Annotated in this window: 19 protein-coding genes and 1 pseudogene; 12 read left to right on the forward strand and 8 right to left on the reverse strand. The window is 66.9% G+C overall.

Annotated elements, in window-relative coordinates:
• Nucleotides 1–340: 340 nt before the first annotated feature.
• Nucleotides 341–1,189, reverse strand: a complete 849-nt coding sequence (locus E3T28_RS09035; protein ID WP_241979254.1) for a Cof-type HAD-IIB family hydrolase — start codon at nt 1,187–1,189, stop codon at nt 341–343.
• A gap of 211 nt (nt 1,190–1,400) precedes the next feature.
• Between E3T28_RS09035 and E3T28_RS09040 the strand changes: the two genes are divergently transcribed.
• The 3 genes from E3T28_RS09040 (at nt 1,401) to E3T28_RS09050 (ending at nt 6,809) form a co-directional block, all read left to right on the forward strand.
• Nucleotides 1,401–4,538, forward strand: coding sequence for an aminotransferase class III-fold pyridoxal phosphate-dependent enzyme (locus tag E3T28_RS09040; protein WP_134429955.1), 3,138 nt, complete (start codon nt 1,401–1,403; stop codon nt 4,536–4,538).
• Nucleotides 4,539–4,548: 10 nt separating this feature from the next.
• Nucleotides 4,549–5,274 carry an NUDIX hydrolase gene (locus E3T28_RS09045; protein WP_134429958.1) on the forward strand — a complete coding sequence of 242 codons (726 nt, stop codon included), beginning with the start codon at nt 4,549–4,551 and terminating at the stop codon, nt 5,272–5,274.
• A gap of 161 nt (nt 5,275–5,435) precedes the next feature.
• Nucleotides 5,436–6,809, forward strand: coding sequence for an NAD-dependent succinate-semialdehyde dehydrogenase (locus E3T28_RS09050; RefSeq protein ID WP_134429961.1), 1,374 nt, complete (start codon nt 5,436–5,438; stop codon nt 6,807–6,809).
• A gap of 82 nt (nt 6,810–6,891) precedes the next feature.
• Here E3T28_RS09050 and E3T28_RS09055 read toward each other — a convergent pair whose 3' ends face one another.
• Both E3T28_RS09055 and E3T28_RS09060 read right to left on the reverse strand, forming a co-directional pair.
• The gene (locus E3T28_RS09055; RefSeq protein WP_198417179.1) at nt 6,892–7,677 is read right to left on the reverse strand and encodes a sulfite exporter TauE/SafE family protein; all 786 of its coding nucleotides are present in this window, start codon (nt 7,675–7,677) and stop codon (nt 6,892–6,894) included.
• Between the two features lie 113 nt (nt 7,678–7,790).
• A pseudogene (locus E3T28_RS09060) lies at nt 7,791–8,264 on the reverse strand (polyphosphate kinase 2 family protein); the annotation flags it as partial.
• 145 nt (nt 8,265–8,409) lie between these two features.
• Between E3T28_RS09060 and E3T28_RS09065 the strand changes: the two are divergent.
• A complete protein-coding gene (locus E3T28_RS09065) occupies nt 8,410–8,907 on the forward strand; it encodes an SRPBCC family protein (RefSeq protein ID WP_134429969.1) in 498 nt (165 codons plus the stop codon).
• Nucleotides 8,908–8,921: 14 nt separating this feature from the next.
• On the opposite strand, the gene E3T28_RS09070 is transcribed toward E3T28_RS09065, so the two are convergent.
• Entirely contained in the window at nt 8,922–9,455 is a 534-nt protein-coding gene (locus tag E3T28_RS09070) for a hypothetical protein (RefSeq protein ID WP_134429972.1), read from the reverse strand.
• A 246-nt stretch (nt 9,456–9,701) separates the two neighbouring features.
• On the opposite strand from E3T28_RS09070, the gene E3T28_RS09075 reads away from it, so the two are divergent.
• A complete protein-coding gene (locus tag E3T28_RS09075) occupies nt 9,702–9,875 on the forward strand; it encodes a CsbD family protein (RefSeq protein WP_134429975.1) in 174 nt (57 codons plus the stop codon).
• A 213-nt stretch (nt 9,876–10,088) separates the two neighbouring features.
• On the opposite strand, the gene E3T28_RS09080 is transcribed toward E3T28_RS09075, so the two are convergent.
• Nucleotides 10,089–11,609: a SulP family inorganic anion transporter gene (locus E3T28_RS09080; protein WP_134429978.1), complete on the reverse strand. Its 1,521-nt coding sequence runs from the start codon at nt 11,607–11,609 to the stop codon at nt 10,089–10,091.
• Nucleotides 11,610–11,827: 218 nt separating this feature from the next.
• Here E3T28_RS09080 and E3T28_RS09085 point away from each other — a divergent pair, with 218 nt between their 5' ends.
• Nucleotides 11,828–12,190, forward strand: a complete 363-nt coding sequence (locus E3T28_RS09085) for a MerR family transcriptional regulator (protein WP_134430060.1) — start codon at nt 11,828–11,830, stop codon at nt 12,188–12,190.
• Here E3T28_RS09085 and E3T28_RS09090 read toward each other — a convergent pair whose 3' ends face one another.
• Nucleotides 12,191–12,409, reverse strand: a complete 219-nt coding sequence (locus E3T28_RS09090) for a hypothetical protein (protein WP_134429981.1) — start codon at nt 12,407–12,409, stop codon at nt 12,191–12,193.
• 689 nt (nt 12,410–13,098) lie between these two features.
• Nucleotides 13,099–14,712 carry an isocitrate lyase gene (locus tag E3T28_RS09095; protein ID WP_134429983.1) on the reverse strand — a complete coding sequence of 538 codons (1,614 nt, stop codon included), beginning with the start codon at nt 14,710–14,712 and terminating at the stop codon, nt 13,099–13,101.
• Nucleotides 14,713–14,969: 257 nt separating this feature from the next.
• Here E3T28_RS09095 and E3T28_RS09100 point away from each other — a divergent pair, with 257 nt between their 5' ends.
• The 3 genes from E3T28_RS09100 to E3T28_RS17560 all read left to right on the forward strand — a co-directional run bounded on the left by E3T28_RS09100 (nt 14,970) and on the right by E3T28_RS17560 (nt 16,895).
• Nucleotides 14,970–15,815, forward strand: a complete 846-nt coding sequence (locus tag E3T28_RS09100) for a haloacid dehalogenase type II (RefSeq protein ID WP_134429986.1) — start codon at nt 14,970–14,972, stop codon at nt 15,813–15,815.
• Nucleotides 15,816–16,313: 498 nt separating this feature from the next.
• On the forward strand, nt 16,314–16,691 hold the full coding sequence (locus tag E3T28_RS09105; RefSeq protein ID WP_134429989.1) for a rhodanese-like domain-containing protein: 378 nt from the start codon (nt 16,314–16,316) through the stop codon (nt 16,689–16,691).
• Between the two features lie 69 nt (nt 16,692–16,760).
• Entirely contained in the window at nt 16,761–16,895 is a 135-nt protein-coding gene (locus tag E3T28_RS17560) for a hypothetical protein (RefSeq protein WP_277613364.1), read from the forward strand.
• On the opposite strand, the gene trxA is transcribed toward E3T28_RS17560, so the two are convergent.
• Nucleotides 16,892–17,284 carry a thioredoxin gene (gene trxA, locus E3T28_RS09110; protein WP_134429991.1) on the reverse strand — a complete coding sequence of 131 codons (393 nt, stop codon included), beginning with the start codon at nt 17,282–17,284 and terminating at the stop codon, nt 16,892–16,894. The two genes, E3T28_RS17560 and trxA, sit on opposite strands and share 4 nt — an antisense overlap.
• 130 nt (nt 17,285–17,414) lie before the next feature.
• Between trxA and E3T28_RS16850 the strand changes: the two genes are divergently transcribed.
• The 3 genes from E3T28_RS16850 (at nt 17,415) to E3T28_RS09115 (ending at nt 18,608) form a co-directional block, all read left to right on the forward strand.
• Nucleotides 17,415–17,588 (forward strand): hypothetical protein, encoded by a 174-nt coding sequence (locus tag E3T28_RS16850; RefSeq protein ID WP_166786973.1) that lies wholly within the window; start codon nt 17,415–17,417, stop codon nt 17,586–17,588.
• Nucleotides 17,589–17,691: 103 nt separating this feature from the next.
• Entirely contained in the window at nt 17,692–17,835 is a 144-nt protein-coding gene (locus E3T28_RS16855) for a hypothetical protein (protein WP_166786974.1), read from the forward strand.
• Nucleotides 17,832–18,608, forward strand: a complete 777-nt coding sequence (locus E3T28_RS09115; protein WP_134429994.1) for a sulfite exporter TauE/SafE family protein — start codon at nt 17,832–17,834, stop codon at nt 18,606–18,608. Before E3T28_RS16855 ends, E3T28_RS09115 begins: the two co-directional genes overlap by 4 nt.
• Nucleotides 18,609–18,640 lie beyond the last annotated feature (32 nt).

Below are 18,640 nucleotides of genomic sequence, written 5' to 3' on the forward strand. Positions count from 1 at the left end.
TCATGGACGAACTCGCGGATCTCCGCCGCGTTGAACCCCGGGCTGATCGACATTCCCTTGCCTCCTACTGCTTGTGAAGTGACTCACAAGCAGCTTGACGCAGAGGGTGCCGCGCCAGTTCGAACCAATTCGACGGAGATTTTGAAGAGAGAGCGCTCGCCCGGCCGATTTGGGCTCGTTTTCGGCAAAATCTCCGTCGAATTCGTTCGGACCGTTCCAGCGTTCCAGCGTTCCAGCGTTCCAACGTTCCAGCGTTCCAGCCAACTAGCCAGCGAGCTAGCCAGCCGACTAGCGAGGCAGCCAGTCGGGGGAGTCGCCGGCGGTCAGACGGGTCAGGCGGTCAGACGCTCACCGGTTCGCCCTGCAGGTGCGGCAGGGCGGCGCGGATGCTGCGGACCACGCCAGCCTCCGAGCAGGGCGGCGCGATGTTCATGGCGCGCGCCAGAATGCTCGGGTGGCCGTTGGCCATGGCATAGGAGTGCCCGGCGGCATCGAGCATCTCGGCGTCGTTGAGGTAGTCGCCGAATGCCATCGTCTGAGCCCGGCTGATTCCGAGCTGCTGCTGCAGTCGTTCCAGCGCCCGGCCCTTGTTCGCTCCCTGGCGCATCACATCGACCCAGTTCTGGCCCGAGACCACGATCTCCGACGGAAGCCCGAGGCCGCGCAGCGCCGGCCCGCTGCGCGTTTCGGCGAAGGCCGGGTCGTAGATCGCCAGTTTCAAGATGACGTCGTCGAGGGCGGCCGCTTGCACATCCGCAACGACCTCGACCGCTGCGTAGTACTGGCGAACCTGGCTGACGAAGTGCGCATCGCCGCGCTCAATGTAGGCGCTCCGGGCGCCGCACACGACGAGCCCCAGGTCGGCGCCCGCCGCGGCCGTCGTGCGCACCCAGTCCACGATGGGGGCGATGATCGTGGGCTCCACGGGTTCGAGGTCGATGCTGACGCCGTCCTGAACGACGTTGGTGCCGTTCTCCGCGATGTAGATGAGTCCGTCGTGCTCGCCGAAGATGCCGTGCAGAGTCTGGTACTGGCGCCCGCTGGCGGGCACGAACAGGATCCCGGCCCGGTGGAGGTCACCGAGAAGGGGCCAGAACGCGGCGGGCACCTTGCCGTCGTCATCGAGAAGTGTGCCATCCATGTCTGAGACGATGAGACGGATGTCGGAGGGCTCTGCTGGGTGGTCCACTACCGCGGCTTTCGGTCGTTGTTCGTTCCCGGGAAGCGAGAGTGATTGTTCGCGTCCCTCGGGCTGAGACGACCACGCTGTCTCCCTTGATGATGTCACCCCTGCTCGCCGGGCTCCGAGTTGCGCGTGAAGTGAGCGCTGGGCGCACAGAACAAGCGACCCTGGTGCCAAACTGGCAGGATTCATTGCATCATCTGCGAGGAGCGTCGACGTGCCTGGTTTTGACTTCTTCAGTGGCCAGGGGCTCGTGCGCCCGGATATCACCGCGGCGGATGCGGAGTCGATGGCGGCCTCCCTCTTCGGCCTTGAGGGCACGGCCCGCGAGCTCGGTAGCCAGCAGGACCGCAACTTCTTGATCAGCACCCGTTCCGGCGCCGGCGCCGAGGCCGGCACCGATCACCCCGCGGGGAGCAGCGCGCAGCGTTACGTGCTCAAGGTCGACAATCCGGCCTTCTCCGCCACGGAGCTGGCCGCACAGGACGCCGTGATGGAGTTTCTGGCCGAGCGCGGCATGCAGGTGCCGAAGCCGGTGCGCGGGCTGAACGGTGCGAGCCGCCAGCAGTGGCAGGCAACGGATGCCGCCCGCCTCCCCGTTCGGCTGCTCACCTTCCTCGAGGGCCCGTCGCTCGAGGCGCAGGGCTACCTGGCCCCGCCCGTGGTCCGGGCGCTCGGCCGGCTCTCGGGCACCACCGCGCTGCACCTGCATGACTTCGCGGCGGAGGGCCTCGACCGCACTCTGCAGTGGGACCTGCGCAACGCGAAGGCCGTGATCGACCTGCTCGTGCACTGGGTGCCGGCAGAAGAGACCCGGGAGCAGCTGAGGGCCATCGCCGACAGCGCCGCCGCGCGCCTCGCGACCGTCATACCCACGCTTCGACTGCAGACGATCCACGGCGACATCACTGACGACAACGTGATCTGCCGGGTGCTGTCGAACGGCCACCACCTGCCCGAGGGAGTGATCGACTTCGGCGACCTGGGCACCGGATGGTTGGTGGCGGAACTGGCGGTCACGGTGGCCTCCGTTCTGCACCATCTGCCGGACAACCCGCTGGCGGCGCTCGGGGCCATCGTCGCCTTCGACGAGGTCGTTCCTCTGACCGATGACGAGATCGTCGCGCTCTGGCCGCTGATCGTGCTGCGCGGGGCGGTGCTGGTGGCCAGCGGTGAGCAGCAGGTGCAGATTGACGCGCACAACGACTACGCCCGGCACCGGATGGACGCGGAGTGGCGGGTGTTCGCCGCGGCCAGCGCGATCGGCTGGGAGGAAGCGGAGGCGGCCATCCGGCAGGCGCTCGGCCGGGGTGCGCTGGGCCGGGATGCGCTCGGCCGGGATGCGCCTGACCGGGGTGCGCCTGATAGGAACGTGCCGGCCGAGGCGATCGTGCCGATGATCCCCGCACTGATGGGCGGCGACTACGAGATGCTCGACTTCTCCGTGACCAGCCCGGCTCTGGCCGACGGTCTGTGGCAGCAAACGGATGCCGAGCTGCAGCTGACGAGTGCCGCTCTCGCTCGGCGCAGCGCCGCCGTCGCCCCGTACGGCCAGTTCCGGCTGACCCGGACCGAGCCGCTCGCACGTCGGGAACCCGACACCTTCGCCCTGTTCACCGAGGTCTTCCTGGCTGCCGAGTCGGAGATCGTCGCGCCCGCGCACGCCGTGGTCGCCGAGGTCGGCCCGGACAGCCTGGTCCTGACCCTGGCCGCCGGCGAGCTACGCATCGGCGGGATCACGTCGAGCCTCTCGCCGGGGATATCGGTCGCCGCGGGGGTGCTCCTCGGGGTCGCGAGACCGATCCTCGACACGCATAACAGCGACACGCAGAACAGCGACACGCAGAAGAGCGACACGCAGAACAGAATCACGCCGAGCACTGGCACGCCGGACAGAAACACGCCGACCAGTGACACGCCGGTCGCCCGCGTGACCGTGCAGGAGGTGGCCCGCCCGGGGCTGCTTCCCCCGCACTTCACCCGGGGCTCTCTGGCCGTCGCGTGGGCGGCAATGGCCCCGGACCCGGCGCGATTGCTCGGATTGGCGCCGCAGGCATCCGTCGCCGATCCGGCAACCGAACTGACCCGGCGCGGCGCCGTGATGGCCGCGGCGCAGGAGAAGTACTACGAACGGCCGCCGCAGATCGAACGCGGTTGGCGGGACCTTTTGATCGACACCCGGGGGCGTTCCTACGTTGACATGGTCAACAACGTCGCGGTGATCGGGCACAGCCACCCCCGGTTCACCCGGGCCGTGAGCGACCAGCTGGCGCTGCTGAACACGAACTCCCGGTTCCTCTACTCGGCGCTCGCCGACCTCTGCGAACGCATCGTCGAGAAATCGCCTGACCCGTCCCTCGACACCGTGCTGCTGGTCAACAGCGGCAGCGAGGCCGTGGACCTGGCCCTGCGCCTGGCCCGGATCCACACCGGCCGCGGCAACGTCGTCGCTCTGCGCGAGGGTTACCACGGCTGGACCATGGCCTCCGACGCGGTGTCGACCTCGGCCTTCGACAACCCCTACGCGGCGGCCTCCCGGCCCGGCTGGGTGCACATCGCGGATGTCCCCAACGCGTATCGCGGCACGCACCGAGGCGCCGGGGCGGCGGCGGAATACGCGGCCGATCTGGCCCGGCTGCTGGACGATCCGAGCGGCCCGGGGGTCGACCTGGCCGCCTTCATCTCTGAACCCGTGCTGGGCAATGCTGGCGGCATCGTGCCCCCGGCAGGCTACCTCTCCCGGGTCTACGAGCACATCCGCGCCCGCGGCGGTCTGTGCATCGCGGACGAGGTTCAGGTCGGCTACGGGCGTCTGGGCAGCCATTTCTGGGGTTCGGCGCAGCAGGGGGTCGTGCCCGATATCATCACCGTGGCCAAGGCCATGGGTAACGGCTACCCGCTCGGTGCGGTGCTCACCCGCCGGGACATCGCCGAATCTCTGGCCCGCGAGGGCAACTTCTTCTCCTCGGCCGGCGGCAGCCCGGTCAGCTGCGTCGCGGGCCTGGCCGTGCTCGACGTGATCCGGGACGAAGCGCTGCAGCAGAATGCGGATGCCGTCGGCCGACACCTGGCGGGCCGGCTCGCGGAACTCGCGGCGCGGCATCCGATGATCGGCAAGGTGCACGGCATGGGCCTCTACCAGGGGGTCGAACTCGTGCGCGACCGGGACACCCGGGAGCCGGCGACCAGCGAGACCGCCGCCATCTGCGAACGGATGCTGGAACTGGGCGTGATCGTGCAGCCCGCCTCGGAGCGGCAGAACGTGCTGAAGATCAAGCCGCCCCTGTGCCTGAGCCGGGAGAGCGCGGACTTCTTCGTGGACCGGCTCGACGAGGTGCTGCAGGGCGGCTGGTAACGTGCACGGCGTGCCTGATCACTCTCGTCTTGAGCACCCTCGCGACGAAATCGCGGCGCTCTGCGCGCGCGGCCTCGACTGGCACACCGACCTGTCCCGGGTGCTGCCGGACTCGCCCCGCGCCCGCCGTGCCGCCGTGCTCGTGCTCTTCGGCGTTCTCGACGCCGCGCCTGCCCGGGTTGTCGCGCCGGCTCAGGCGACGGCTCACACTCCACAACTCGGGAGCGGGCACGTGAGCCGGGACCTGGATGTGCTCCTGCTGCGCCGGGCCGCGACGCTCGGCAGTCATCCAGGGCAGATCGCCTTCCCGGGCGGCCGGCTCGAGGACGGCGACGCCGGCCCGATCGCGGCGGCGCTGCGCGAGGCCGTCGAGGAGACCGGGCTCGACCCGGCCGGGCTCGAACCGCTCGGCACGCTGCCGTCGCTGGCGGTGCCCGTGAGCAATCACCTCGTCACGCCCGTGCCGGCCTGGTGGACGCGCCCGTCCCAGGTGGCCGCCATCGATCACGACGAAACCCTCGAGGTGTTCCGGATGCCCGTGGCCGATTTGCTCGACCCGGCCAACCGGGTGAGCACGGCGCACTCGTTCGGCAACCATACCTTCCGGGCGCCCGCGTTCACGGTCGACGGCAAGCTGGTCTGGGGGTTCACGGCCATCGTGCTGTCGCGAATGTTCGAGGAGCTGCACTGGGCCACGCCCTGGGACGCGGACCGGGTCGTGCAGCCCGACAGTTGACCGAGAACCGGCGCCAGACGCCGGGCAGGTCCGAGAAAAAACAGGCGATTGGCTTCCCAAAACTCCTGACAGCGGCAGACTATAACGACACGAGTGCGACCGCCCGTTTCGAAGCGGTCGCTTCTCGATCCGCATCAGCGAAGAAAAGCTTGGGAGAAACAATGAGCAAGTACGTAGTCACGAACCCGGCCACCGGGGCCAGCGGACCGAGCTTCGGTCTGACAACGGATGCCGAGGTGAACGACGCGATCGGAGCCGCAGACCGTGCCCACAGCGAGTTCACCCGCCGCACGTCGGTGGCCGAACGCGCTGCCCTCATGCAGCGCGTCGCGGACCTGCACACCGAGCGGCGCGAGCACCTGGCCGAGCTGATCGTGCGCGAGATGGGCAAGCCCGTCGAGCAGGCCCTCGGCGAGGTCGACTTCGCCGCCGACATCTACGCGTATTACGCGACGCACGGCGAGGCCTTCCTCGCCGACGAACCGATCGAACTGCTCGCCGGGGAAGGCTCGGCGTTCATCCGCAACGCCTCGCTCGGAGTGCTCCTCGGGGTCATGCCGTGGAACTTCCCCTACTACCAGGTCGCCCGCTTCGCCGGCCCGAACCTGGTGCTCGGCAACACGATCCTGCTCAAGCACGCCTCGCAGTGCCCCGAGTCCTCCGCCGCCATCGAGCAGATCTTCACGGATGCCGGTTTCCCCGTGGGCGCGTACCGCAACCTCTACGCCTCCAGCGCTCAGATCGCCGACATCATCATTCCGGACCCGCGGGTCTGCGGCGTCTCACTGACCGGTTCTGAAGGTGCGGGTGCGGCGGTCGCCGAGGTCGCCGGACGCAACCTCAAGAAGGTCGTGCTCGAACTCGGCGGATCCGACCCGTTCATCGTTCTCAGCACGGACAACATGGACGAGGCCGTCGACGCGGCCGTGGATGCCCGTCTGGACAACTCTGGCCAGTCCTGCAACGCGGCCAAGCGCTTCATCGTGATCGAAGAGCTGTACGACGCCTTCGTGGAGAGCTTCACGGCGAAGATCACCGGCAACGTTCCGGGAGACCCGCTGTCGCCGGACACCACGCTGGGCCCGCTGTCCTCCCTCGGCGCCGCCGAGGGGCTCGAAGAACAGCTCCAGCGCGCCGAGGCCCAGGGTGCGACCGTCCACGCCCGCGGGCAACGCAAGGGAGCATTCTTCTCGCCGACGGTCCTCACCGACGTGTCCCCGCAGAGCGACGCCTACCGGGAGGAGTTCTTCGGCCCCGTCGCCGCCATCTATCGCGTGGCGGATGAGGCCGAGGCCGTGCAGATCGCCAACGACATCCCGTACGGTCTGGGTTCCTACCTCTTCACCACCGACCCGGAGCAGGCCCTGCGGGTTGCGGACCAGATCGAAGCCGGGATGGTGTTCATCAACGGCTCGCTCCTCGACGGTGCCGAGCTTCCCTTCGGTGGAGTGAAGCGGTCCGGTTTCGGGCGCGAACTGGGTCGCTTCGGCATCGCCGAGTTCGCCAACAAGAAGCTCATCCGCATTCTCAAATAGCACGCGTTCTCACGTAGCATGCGCTCTCACGTAGCATGCGCTGGCGCGCCACTGTCCCGGACGGTGGCGCGCCACCCGCCTGCTAGCCCAGGAAGAGCACCCCGGCGGCGGTCACAGCGACCACGACCAGGATGGTGCGCAGGACCGGTGCGGAGAGCTTCCGGCCGACGCGGGCGCCCAGCCAGCCTCCCGCCGCTGAGCCGATACCGATCAGGAGCGCGATTCTCCAGTCCACGGTTCCGCTGGAGATGAAGATGACCGCCGAGACGATGTTCGCGACCCCGGCCAGCACGTTCTTCGCTCCGTTGGCCCGGTGCATGTCCGTGGACCAGAGGATGCCCAGCAGCGCAAGAAGCACGACCCCCTGGGCGGCCCCGAAATACCCGCCGTACACGCCCGTGGCGAGCACCCCGAGGCTGAGCCCGAGGGTCAGGGGACGCGTATCCGTTCGGGTCAGCAGCGCGCCGGCGGGAGCAGCCGGTGCCTTACGCCGCACGAAGCCGGCCACCTTGGGCTGGATCGCCGAGAGCAGCGCGGCCAGCAGCAGCAGAAAGGGAACGACGCCGGCGAACGCCTCTTCGGGCAGGGTGAGCAGGAGCAGGCCGCCGACGATTCCGCCCACGGCGGAGAAGAGCGCCATCGTGGCCACGGGGCGCCACTGGGTCCGCAACTCGCGTCGGTACCCGTAAGCGCCGGCGACGGAGGCAGGGATCAGACCCACGGTATTGGACACGTTCGCCGTGATCGGTGGCACGCCCAGCGCCAAGAGAATGGGAAAGGTGATGAGTGTTCCGGCGCCGGCGACCACGTTGATGACCCCCGCGGCCAGCCCGGCGATCAGGATGATCGCACCCTCGAGAAATGTCACTTCTACCCCCACCCGCCGTTGGACCGTGCACCCCAAGGCTAGTTCAGGCGGCGGCCGGCACAGGGGCAGACGCATTCAGGACCGGGTCTTCCGTGCACTGTGTGCTCCGGTTGTCAGAACGGGGTCGGAATCTGGCGCACCGTCAGCTTCGGCTCGCGATAGTTCTCGCGCTTCTGACGTTCGGGGAGTTTGACGTCGATTCCGGCGAACGGCTCAGAGGGAACCTGGCTGAGCAGGTGGCGGATGATGTTGAGGCGGCCCCGCTTCTTGTCGTCGGTGTGGGCGACGTACCAGGGCGCCCAGGCGGTGTCGGTCGCGGCGAACATGGCGTCCCTGGCCCGCGCGTAGTCATACCAGCGGCCGTAGGACTCGAGGTCCATCGGCGAGAGCTTCCACATCTTGCGCGGATCGTTGATCCGATTTTCGAGCCGCCGGGTCTGCTCGTCCTCGCCGACCTCGGGCCAGTACTTGATCAGGATGATTCCGGAGTCGACCATCGCCTGCTCGACCAGCGGCGTCATCCGCAGGAAGTGCTCGGTCTGGTCCGGCGTGCAGAAGTCCATCACCCGCACCACGCCCGCGCGGTTGTACCAGCTGCGGCCCTCAGGTAGAAGCGGAGGGAGACGGCCTTCGCCCTGACCCTACTTTTATACACAGGGGGGTATTCACCACGGAGGGAATCAGCGACATCCTGTTCTGAGACCAGGAAACGAAGAGCACGAAGGAGAAACCATGACCGTCATCACTGCGAACACCGACAGAGAAGCCCTCACCCTCACATTCGTGGCCGATTTCAACGCGAGCCCGGAGCGCGTGTGGCAGGTCTGGGCCGACCCGCGCCAGCTCGAGCGCTGGTGGGGCCCGCCGACCTGGCCGGCCACCTTCGAACGGCACGATTTCGTGCCCGGCGGCCGGTCCAACTACTACATGACCGGCCCGGAGGGGGAGAAGGGGCCCGGCTGGTGGGTGACCACGCTGATCCAGCCGCCGCGCCGGTTAGAGTTCGAGGACGGCTTCGCCGACGAGCACGGCGACCCGATTCCCGAAATGGGCTCGATTCTGGCCGTCATGACCCTGGAGGACGTCGAGGGCCGCACCCGAATGACCACGGAGTCGACGTTTCAAAGTCGAGAGCAGATGGAGCAGATGGCCGAGATGGGCATGGAGGAGGGCATGCGTGATGCCATGGGGCAGATCGACACCATGCTCGCCGAGGACGACAGCGTTTGACCGGCGCGCCGCGCTCAGTGCACCAGCGTCTTCAGCGCGATCAGGGCCAGGCCCATGCCCGCCGTGCCGGCCGCGGTGGCGAGCTTTGCGAGTACACCGGCCTGCCGTTGGCGGGCAGCCCACCACCCCAGCACCGCGAGAGTGACGACAGCAGCCCACAGTGAGAGGTCCACGGCCGCATTCATCGACCATCCGAGGAATGCGGCGACGATCAGGCAGGCTACCGGCACGATAAGCGCCCATAGCAACCCGCCTGAGCGTTGCAGTGCCTCACGGACCGCCTCCCGCCAGCTCATCTCCCGGTTGCCGACGATCTCGGCGTACACATGCGCGCCCCAGAACACCAGGACGGTTCCCACGGTGCGGGCGATGAGGGCCGGGAGACCGGGGTTGTACAGGGAGAATGCGGAAATGAGACCCGCCGTCAGCACGGTGCCGTACACGGCCTCCGCGTTCAAGGCCCGCGAGACCCAGGGATAGCGCCGCAACCGGGCATCCAGGTCGAATCCCGAAGCCTTCACCGCCACCGCCACTTCCACATTGGCCACCCGCTGCCGCCGCGATCAGCATAGTCGGGCGAGCTGGGGAGGACTCTGAATCGGAGACCGGGGTCGTGCTCCGCTCGGACGCAGACTGAACACGATCCTGCACCGTGCTGATTCGGGTCACGCGATTTCGCGTGCACGCGTGACGAACTCGGTCAAGCGTGCGTCTAAGGGGTGTAAGTCCTACGGCGACCCGCAAACCCACGTGCGATTGCCGCTTCCACAACATCGACGAGAATCGAGAGTCCAATGAGTGCATCCGACAAGATCCAGAACGCCGCTGAAGACCTCAAGGGCAAGGCCACCGAGACGGTAGGCAAGGCGACCAACGACGACTCCAAGGTCGCCGAGGGCCGGGCCGAGCAGAAGTCCGCCAGCGCCAAGAAGGCCGGCGAGAACGTCAAGGACGTTTTCAAGCGCTAGAAGGTCACATCAATGGATGGCGCGGCGCCCCCAGGGGTTGCCGCGCCATCCGTTTGTGGGCGGGGGGATGGGTAAGGGGGAAGCAATGCGGCGCTCCCGCCGGCATCGTGGCCACCGCCCGCGACCTCGCTCGCCTCACCGGCAAGCCGACGGCTCCGCTCGCCGTGGGGCTCACCGCAGGATTGTAGGGCGCCGGGCGGGGGAGCTCAGCTGCTAGTGAGCGCCGCCGAGATTCCCGGCCAGGCGGGTGTGCATCATCGAGCTGGCCTCGTTCATGCCCACGATGACGACGCGCTTGCCGTGGCGCTCGTACTTGTTGGTGATCGTGTCGAGTGTGGCCACGGTCGAGGCATCCCAGATGTGCGAGTTCGACACGTCGATCACGACGCGGTCCGGGTCGTCCGCATACTCGAACTGGGTGGTGAGATCGTTGCTGGAGGCGAAGAACAGGGCCCCGGTGACGGTGTAGCAGACGGTGGGCACGTGTTCGTCCTCGGGGAGGGTACGCTCCACATTCACGAAGTGGGCGACGCGGCGGGCGAAGGCGACCATGGCGACGATGACACCCACGAGAACGCCGATGGCCAGGTTATGGGTTAACACGATCACGATCACGGTCGAGACCATGACGGTCGTTTCGCTCTTCGGCATGCGCTTGAGGGTGCTCCAACGGATGCTGTGCCAGTCGAAGGTGAGGTAGGACACGATGATCATGACCGACACCAGGGCTGCCATCGGAACGACGGCCAGCAGGTCGCCGAGCCCCAGGACCAGGACCAGCAGGAAGATGCCGGCCAGGAACGTGGAGATGCGGGTGCGGGCGCCGGAGGCCTTCACGTTAATCATGGTCTGGCCGATCATGGCGCATCCGCCCATGCCGCCGAAGAACCCGGAGAGCATGTTCGAGACCCCCTGGCCCCAGGTCTCGCGGGTCTTGTGCGAGTGGGTGTCGGTGACTTCATCGACGATCTTTGCGGCCATCAACGACTCGAGAATGCCGACCATGGCCATGCCGAGCGAGAACGGCGCGATGATCGTGAAGGTCTCCCAGGTCAGCGGCACGTTCGGGACAAACAGTTCGGGCAGGCTCTGGGGCAGGTCACCCTGATCGCCGATGGTCGGCACGTTGATCGCGATGACGACGGTGGCGATGGTGAGCACGACGATCGCCACCAGTGGTGCGGGAACGACCTTCGTGATGCGCGGCATCACGATCATGATGATGAGGCCGGCCGCGACGATCGGGTAGACCATGAACGGCACGTCGAGCAGCTGCGGCAGCTGGGCCGTGAAGATCAGGATGGCCAGGGCATTCACGAATCCGACCATGACGCTGCGCGGGATGAACCGCATGATCTTGGCCACGCCGATCACGGCCAGGATGATCTGGAAGAGGCCGGCGAGGATGACCGTGGCGATGAAGTAGTCCATGCCGTAATCACGGGCGACCGGGGCGATGACGAGAGCGATGGCGCCGGTGGCGGCGGTGATCATCGCGGGTCGACCGCCCAGGAATGAGATGGACACGGCCATGACGAACGACGAGAAGAGGCCGACGCGCGGGTCGACGCCGGCGATGATGGAAAACGCGATGGCCTCGGGGATGAGTGCTATCGCCACGACGAGGCCGGCCAGCACTTCCCGGGTGAGGATGCGCGGTGTGCGCAACGCGGTCATCACCGTCGGTTCGGCCTGATAACGATCGGGCACGGGTGTTTTTTGCAGAATAGCCATGGGGCCTCCAACGAGGGGGTCTCAACGAGAAACCGGGATGGGAAAGGAGAGTGGGGAGGGGCGCCGCGATGCGCACGCCGGCACTGCCACAGACGACAATGGGGGTGGGCTCACAGTCTGATGTCAGCCGCCACCCGAAACACTACCCTAACGTTAGGGTTGGGTGTTAGTCGACGAAAGAAGGATCGGGGATAACCGTGGATGCTGCGACGGGCACGATGCACATTGGCGAGCTGGCCGAGAAGACCGGATTGTCATTGCGCACGATTCGTCACTACGACGAAATCGGCCTGCTCAAGGCGTCCGGTCGCACCGAAGGCGGGTTCCGGCTGTACACGCAGGAGGATCTCTCGCGGCTGATCCTGATTCGCCGGATGAAACCGCTCGGGTTCTCGCTCGACGCGATGATCGACCTGTTGAAGGTCATCGACACGCTCCAGGGCGGGGAATCAGGCTCGGACAACCCGGAGGTGCGTGACGAACTGGGCCGGTTCATCGGTCAGGCCGTCGAACGGCGGGAAAAGCTGCAGGAACAGCTGAACATGGCGGACGAGTTCCTGGACCTGCTGCGTCGCCAGTAGTCAGGTCCCGCAGGGGTCCGGCCTGTCCCGCAGGGGTCGGGCCTGTTCCGCAGGGGCCTGGTGAGCCGAGACGGTGCGCCACAATTGCTCCCCGCCGAGGTTCCCGGCCGGCCGGGTGTGTATCTTCGTGCTGGCCCCGTTCATGCCCACGATGGCGACGCGGGCCACCGCGGCAGCCCGAAACTCCGGGCTGAAGTGCTTGTGTTTCTCGTGTTCCATTTGTCTATCCAATCCTGAATTCAGGAGGACTGTCCGGAAACACTGGGTCACCCCAGGCGTCAGAACCGGCATGTCCCGAAAATCTCCTCATCTACGTGCACCGGCCGGCCGGCAACCTGAAGTGGACCTCACCGACCGGGCGAACGTTCATCAGGAAGCCGGCCGCGATGTCACCGAATCAGGTTCAGCCGCACCTGGGCCAGTCGCGCGTCGATGGCGATGAACGAGCCCAGGACAGGATCTGGTCGAGCTTGACGAAGGTCGGGCCGAGTTCCTGAAGCGCGCGCCGAATGATCTCGGGGGAGTTGAGGACCTCTTTGACGTGCAGCGCTCCCGTGTGAGCGGGTCGAGGAAACCCGGCAGCGGCAGGCGCCTCGTCAGGTCCGAATGGGCGGCGAGCAAGTGGAATCCGCTGCGGGAGAGGATGTGCACGATCTCTGCCTGACGGTCACGGTGGAGGGTCATGCCCAGAGCCTGCTGGGATCCGACGGGAGGCGCAACCGGGCCGGCGCGGGCATCCGTTCATCGCAACGACGACGAAGCCCCAGTCCTTCGACTGGGGCTTCGTCGCTACGACCTCTGCAGAACTCGGATCAGTGGCTCAGTGCAGAGTGGCTCAGTGCAGAGTGGCTCAGTGCCTAGTGCCTAGTGCCTAGTGCCTAGTGCCTCAGTGCCTAGTGGCTCAGTGCCTAGTGGCTCAGCGCCGGTTCCTCGAACTGGTTCATCGTGTTGTTGGTGCCGCCGGCCTTCAGTGCCGCCTCGCCGGCGAAATACTCCTTGTGGTTGTCACCGATGTCGGAGCCGGACATGTTCTGGTGCTTGACCGTGGCGATCCCCTCGCGAATCTCGCGCCGCTGCACGCCCTTCACATAGGCGAGCATGCCCTGGTCGGCGAAGTAGCCCTTGGCCAGGTCATCGGTGGACAGCGCGGCCGTGTGGTACGTCGGCAGGGTGATGAGGTGGTGGAAGATGCCGGCCTCAGCCGAGCCGTCGCGCTGGAAGGTGCGGATGCTCTCGTCGGCGATCTGGGCGAGCTCGGTCTCGTCATAGGTGACGCTCATGAGCTTGGCTCGGTCGTAGGCCGACACGTCCTTGCCCTCCGCGAGCATGTTGTCGTACGCCTGCTGACGGAAGTTGAGGGTCCAGTTGAACGACGGGCTGTTGTTGTAGACCAGCTTGGCGTTCGGGATGACCTTGCGTACCTCGTGCATCATCCCGGCGATCTGGGCGACGTGCGGCTTCTCCGTCTCGATCCAGAGCAGGTCCGCGCCGTTCTGCAGCGAGGTGATGCTGTCGAGCACGCAGCGGGCCTCACCGGTGCCCTGACGGAACTGGAACAGGTTGCTCGCGAGGCGCTTGGGGCGCAGCAGCTTGCCGTCGCGCTTGATGACGACGTCTCCGTTGCCGAGCTCGGCTTCGGTGATCTCGTCGACGTCGAGGAAGGCGTTGTACTGGTCGCCGAGGTCTCCGGGCTGGTAGGTCACGGCGAGCTTCTGCGTCAGGCCGGCACCGAGCGAGTCGGTGCGCGAGACGATGATGCCGTTGTCGATCCCGAGCTCGAGGAACGCGTACCGCACGGCGTTGATCTTCGCGATGAAGTCTTCGTGGGGGACGGTGACCTTGCCGTCCTGGTGACCGCACTGCTTCTCGTCCGAGACCTGGTTTTCGATCTGGATGGCGCAGGCACCGGCCTCGATCATCTTCTTGGCCAGGAGGTATGTCGCCTCGGGGTTGCCGAACCCGGCGTCGATGTCCGCGATGATCGGCACGACGTGGGTCTCGTAGTTGTCGATCTGGTTCTGGATGTCCGCTGCCTTGGCGTCGTTTCCGGCGGTGCGGGCACCGTCCAGGGCCGTGAACAGCAGGTCGAGCTCGCGGGCGTCGGCCTGGCGGAGGAAGGTGTAGAGCTCCTCGACCAGCGCGGGAACGGCCGTCTTCTCGTGCATGGACTGGTCGGGGAGCGGGCCGAAGTCGCTCCGCAGGGCGGCGACCATCCAACCGGACAGGTACAGGTAGCGTTTGTTCGTGGTCTTCAGGTGCTTCTTGATGGAGATCATCTTCTGCTGGCCGATGAACCCGTGCCAGACCCCGAGGGACTGCGTGTAGACGGAGGAGTCAGCGTCGTACTCCGCCATGTCCTTGCGCATGATGTCGGCGGTGTACTGCGCGATTTCGAGGCCGGTCTTGAAGCGGTTCTGTGCGCGCATGCGGGCGACCGACTCCGGGTTGATCGCGTCCCAACTGCTTCCGGCTGCGTTCTTGAGAGCTTCGACAGCCTGGGTATCGTCTTGATAGATAGTCATGTGCATTCCTTCGACGTTGAATTGTGCAGAGCTTGAGTTGTGCAGAGGCTTGGACTGTGCAGAGGCTTGGACGGCTGTTCCAGCGGACCTGTATCGGCTGCTGTATGAAGACTGGTGCAAGATCAAGTGGTCTTCTGAAGGATTCGAGACAGAACTTTTGCGATTCTTCTTCGTTTGAGAAGAAATCCCGACCTGCACCACCGACCTGCTCCACGATCTGCTCCACCGATCTGCTCCACCGACCAAAGGAACCAGCCATGACCCGCACGCCCTCCGTGATCGTTTTCGACGTCAACGAGACCCTCTCCGATATGTCCCCGCTGAGTGCCCGGTTCGTGGAGGTCGGTGCCCCTGCCTACCTGGCCCAGGTCTGGTTCGCCTCGCTGCTGCGGGACGGCTTCGCTCTCGCCGCCGCCGGCGGAACCGGGAAGTTCTCGGCGATCGGCACCGAGATTCTGCAGGGGGTACTGCGCGATGTCTCCCTGACCCGCAGCCGGGACGACGCGGTGCGCCATGTGATGGACGGCTTCGAAACGTTGAGCGTGCATCCGGACATTGCCGACGGCATCCTCAAACTGAAGCAAGCGGGGTTACGCCTCGTGACCTTCTCCAACGGATCCGCGCAGGTGGCCGAGTCCCTGCTAACCAGGGCGGGTTTCCGGGGTGACTTCGAGGCTCTGCTCACGGTGGAAGACGCCCCGGCGTGGAAGCCGGTGCGGTCCGCCTACGACTACGCCGCGGATGCCTGCGGGGTGCAGCCGTCTGACCTGCTCCTGGTCGCCGTGCACCCCTGGGACATCCACGGCGCCGCCCGGGCGGGCCTCCAGACCGCGTGGCTGAACCGCACCGGCGAGAGCTACCCCAGCTTCTTCGTGGCACCGGACCACACCATCACCGCCCTCGACGAACTGGCCCCCAGGCTCGGGCCTGCCCGTCGGCCTGCTGCTCCTGCTGCTGCTCCTCCTCCTCCTCCTGCTGCTCCTGCTGCTGCTCCTGCTGCTGCTGCTGCTGCTGCTGCTGCTGCTGCTGCTCCTGCTCCTGCTCCCCATACTGTCCCCGCTCCCGCTCCCCATCCCGTGCCCCGTCCGAACCCCCGCCCCTAACGAATTCGACGGAGATTTTGGCTCTGGAGCCCGGTTTCGGGCCCAAACAGGCCGAAAATCGGAAAATCTCCGTCGAATTGGTCCGCGGCGGCTGAGCAGAGGTCGTGGGAGCAGGGGCTCCCGGCCCGGGGAGGAGGAACCCCGGGGAGGAGGAACCCCGGGGAGGAGGAACCCCGGGGAGGAGGAACCCCGGGGAGGAGGAACCACGGGGAGGAGGAACCACGGGGAGGAGGAACCACGGGGAGGAGGGACCCCGGGAGGGGAGGAACCCCAGGGGAGGAACCTCGGGAGAGGAGAGTTTCGGAGGAGGTCCGCGCTGGCGCTTTTGATACCCTAGGGGGTATATTGGGATCTACATTGAACCGAGAAGGAGTCACCCATGTGCAGTCCCATTCGTTGTAACCGCTGCGGCAAGATCACCTGGACCGGCTGCGGCGAGCACGTCGACAGCGTCATGGCCGATGTTCCGCCCGCTCAGCGCTGCACCTGCAACTAGGCATGAAGAACCTCGTCGCAGCACTCGTCCTGGCCGGTGCCGCCCTGTTCGGCCTCACCGCCTGCTCCGCGCCGGCGGCCCCGGCGGCGCGGCCGTCCGTTTCTGCCGACTCCGTCGTGATCGACGTGCGCACCCCGGGGGAGTACGCCGCCGGTCACCTCGACGGCGCGATGAACATCGACGTGCAGGCATCCGACTTCGACAGTCAGGTGTCCGCATTGCCGACCGACGGCGACTACGTCGTGTACTGCCGGTCGGGCAGTCGGTCGGCAGCAGCCGTGGCCCGGATGGGCGATCTCGGATTCACTTCGGTGACGGATGCCGGTGCCATGTCCGCTGCCACCGTCTCCACCGGTCTCCCAATCGTCACCACCCCGTAATGCCCGCACCTCCCGCGCTGGCGTGCACCACCCGCAGCCTTGGGAGCGTGTGGAGCGTGTGGAGAGTGCATGGAGAACGGGAGCGGCAGCATCCGGGCCCTGGTGCGGGAAATCGTCGGCAGCCACGGTGGGACGATCGAGGCGATATCCGCTCCGGGCGCGGGAGCCGTGAGCACGATCCGGCTGCCGCTCGAGGCCGGTTAGGCAGACGCCTGGTCGGCGGCCTGGCGGGCGGCCTGGCGGGCGGCGATGCCGGCGTGCACCTCGTCCATATCGAGGCTCCGCACGGCGGTGATGACCTCTTCCAGGGAGGAGGCGTTCAGGGCGCCGGGCTGGGAGAAGACGAGCACCTTGTCGCGGAAGGCCATCAGCGTCGGAATGGAACGGATGCCCGCGGCCGCGGCCAGGCTCTGCTCGGCTTCGGTGTCGACCTTGGCGAACACGATGTCGGGGTGCTTCTCGGACGCGGCGGTGAAGGTGGGCGCGAACATGCGGCACGGGCCGCACCACGCCGCCCAGAAGTCCACCAGCACGATGGAGTTGTCGGTGATCGTCTGGTCGAGGGTTTTCTCGGTGGTGTCAATGGTGGCCATGAGTCCAGAATATACCCCATGGGGTATTAGGGTCAAGCGTCGCAGGTTGCCTGATCGCAAACCTCACCGCGTGCCCGCTCTTACTACTCGCACACGGCCCCTGCGAACACGCAGGGCCCCGGCGCGCCCAATGCCGCCATCGGCACCGAGCCGCACGCCCTGGCCCCGGGTGCCCCGGGCGTCTCCTCCCCGCGCGTGGGCGGGGAGCCTGCTGCAGCGCGCCGGCCGTGAGGTCGGGCACGTCGACGGGTACCTCGACGAGGCCGCGACCGCCGGACTCAGCCTGGCCGAGTTGACCGACTAACCCATGACGGGGAAGCGAACTACGCATGCGCCGTGGCGCTGACCCGACTCCTCCTGGTTCTGTGGGCTCGATTCCGCCCTAGTCTGTCCCTGGAAAGGCACCCATGATGGAACTCACCCCGCAGCAGGTCTTCAGCCGCCTGGCCGAGGCTCAGATTGTCGACGTTCGGGCAACCCCCGAGCTTCACGACGGCATGCTCGAGTGGACCGCGCAGCGGCTGCCCACCGTTCTGCCTGCCCAACCGTGATCATTGCCGCACTCGCCCTGGGGCTCGTCGTCGGGTCGCTGCTGGGCATGGTCGGCGGCGGCGGGGCGATCATCGCCGTGCCGGCCCTCGTCTACGGGGTCGGGCTGCCATTGGAGGAGGCGATCCCCACCTCCCTGATCGTGGTCGGAGCGGCCTCCGCCGTCGCCGTGCTCCCGCGGATTCGTCGCGGCGTCAACTGGCGGCTGGCCCTGATCGTCGGCTCCGCCGGGGTGGCGACCGCCTTCCTCGGCACCATGGTCAACCGGCTGCTCGACCCGGGGATTCTGCTCCTGGCCTTCGCCGTGATCATGGTGATCGCCGGCATCCGCATGCTGATGCCGATCCGGGGTGGCGGCGGCCCCTGCGCTCTCCCCGGCGGGGGAGTGAGGTGGCGCAGCTGCCTGCCCCGCGCGCTCGCCACCGGCGCGGTGGTCGGTTTCCTGACCGGGCTGCTCGGCGTCGGCGGAGGCTTCCTCATCGTGCCCGCGCTCACCCTCGTACTCGGCCTGCCCATGAGCGTGACCGTGGGAACCTCTCTGGTCATCATCGTCATCAACTCGATCGCCGGGTTCACCGCGCACCTGGGTGACGTGCAGATCGACTGGGCGGTGACCGGTGCATTCGCCGCGACGGCCATGGCGGCGTCACTGATCGCCGGCCGGCTCGCCCGCGGACTGTCCGACTCGGTGCTGAAACGCGGATTCGCCGTTCTCGTTCTGATCATCGCGGTCTACGTGGCCGTGCAGGCCGTGATCGTGCTGGTCGAGTCCTGAGAATTTCGGGAATGCTCACATTTCGGGAATGC

Origin of the sequence: Cryobacterium sinapicolor, assembly GCF_004403465.1 — a bacterium.
In the GTDB taxonomy this organism is placed as follows: domain Bacteria; phylum Actinomycetota; class Actinomycetes; order Actinomycetales; family Microbacteriaceae; genus Cryobacterium; species Cryobacterium sinapicolor.

Bases quoted from the DNA above. Each gene is read 5' to 3' on its own strand.
- E3T28_RS09050 (WP_134429961.1), top strand. From the start codon at position 5,436: ATGAGCAAGTACGTAGTCACGAACCCGGCCACCGGGGCCAGCGGACCG.
- E3T28_RS09065 (WP_134429969.1), top strand. From the start codon at position 8,410: ATGACCGTCATCACTGCGAACACCGACAGAGAAGCCCTCACCCTCACA.
- E3T28_RS09075 (WP_134429975.1), top strand. From the start codon at position 9,702: ATGAGTGCATCCGACAAGATCCAGAACGCCGCTGAAGACCTCAAGGGC.
- E3T28_RS09080 (WP_134429978.1), bottom strand. From the start codon at position 11,609: ATGGCTATTCTGCAAAAAACACCCGTGCCCGATCGTTATCAGGCCGAA.
- E3T28_RS09085 (WP_134430060.1), top strand. From the start codon at position 11,828: ATGCACATTGGCGAGCTGGCCGAGAAGACCGGATTGTCATTGCGCACG.
- E3T28_RS09090 (WP_134429981.1), bottom strand. From the start codon at position 12,409: ATGGAACACGAGAAACACAAGCACTTCAGCCCGGAGTTTCGGGCTGCC.
- E3T28_RS09095 (WP_134429983.1), bottom strand. From the start codon at position 14,712: ATGACTATCTATCAAGACGATACCCAGGCTGTCGAAGCTCTCAAGAAC.
- E3T28_RS09100 (WP_134429986.1), top strand. From the start codon at position 14,970: ATGACCCGCACGCCCTCCGTGATCGTTTTCGACGTCAACGAGACCCTC.
- E3T28_RS09105 (WP_134429989.1), top strand. From the start codon at position 16,314: ATGAAGAACCTCGTCGCAGCACTCGTCCTGGCCGGTGCCGCCCTGTTC.
- E3T28_RS17560 (WP_277613364.1), top strand. From the start codon at position 16,761: ATGGAGAACGGGAGCGGCAGCATCCGGGCCCTGGTGCGGGAAATCGTC.
- trxA (WP_134429991.1), bottom strand. From the start codon at position 17,284: ATGGCCACCATTGACACCACCGAGAAAACCCTCGACCAGACGATCACC.
- E3T28_RS16850 (WP_166786973.1), top strand. From the start codon at position 17,415: ATGCCGCCATCGGCACCGAGCCGCACGCCCTGGCCCCGGGTGCCCCGG.
- E3T28_RS16855 (WP_166786974.1), top strand. From the start codon at position 17,692: ATGATGGAACTCACCCCGCAGCAGGTCTTCAGCCGCCTGGCCGAGGCT.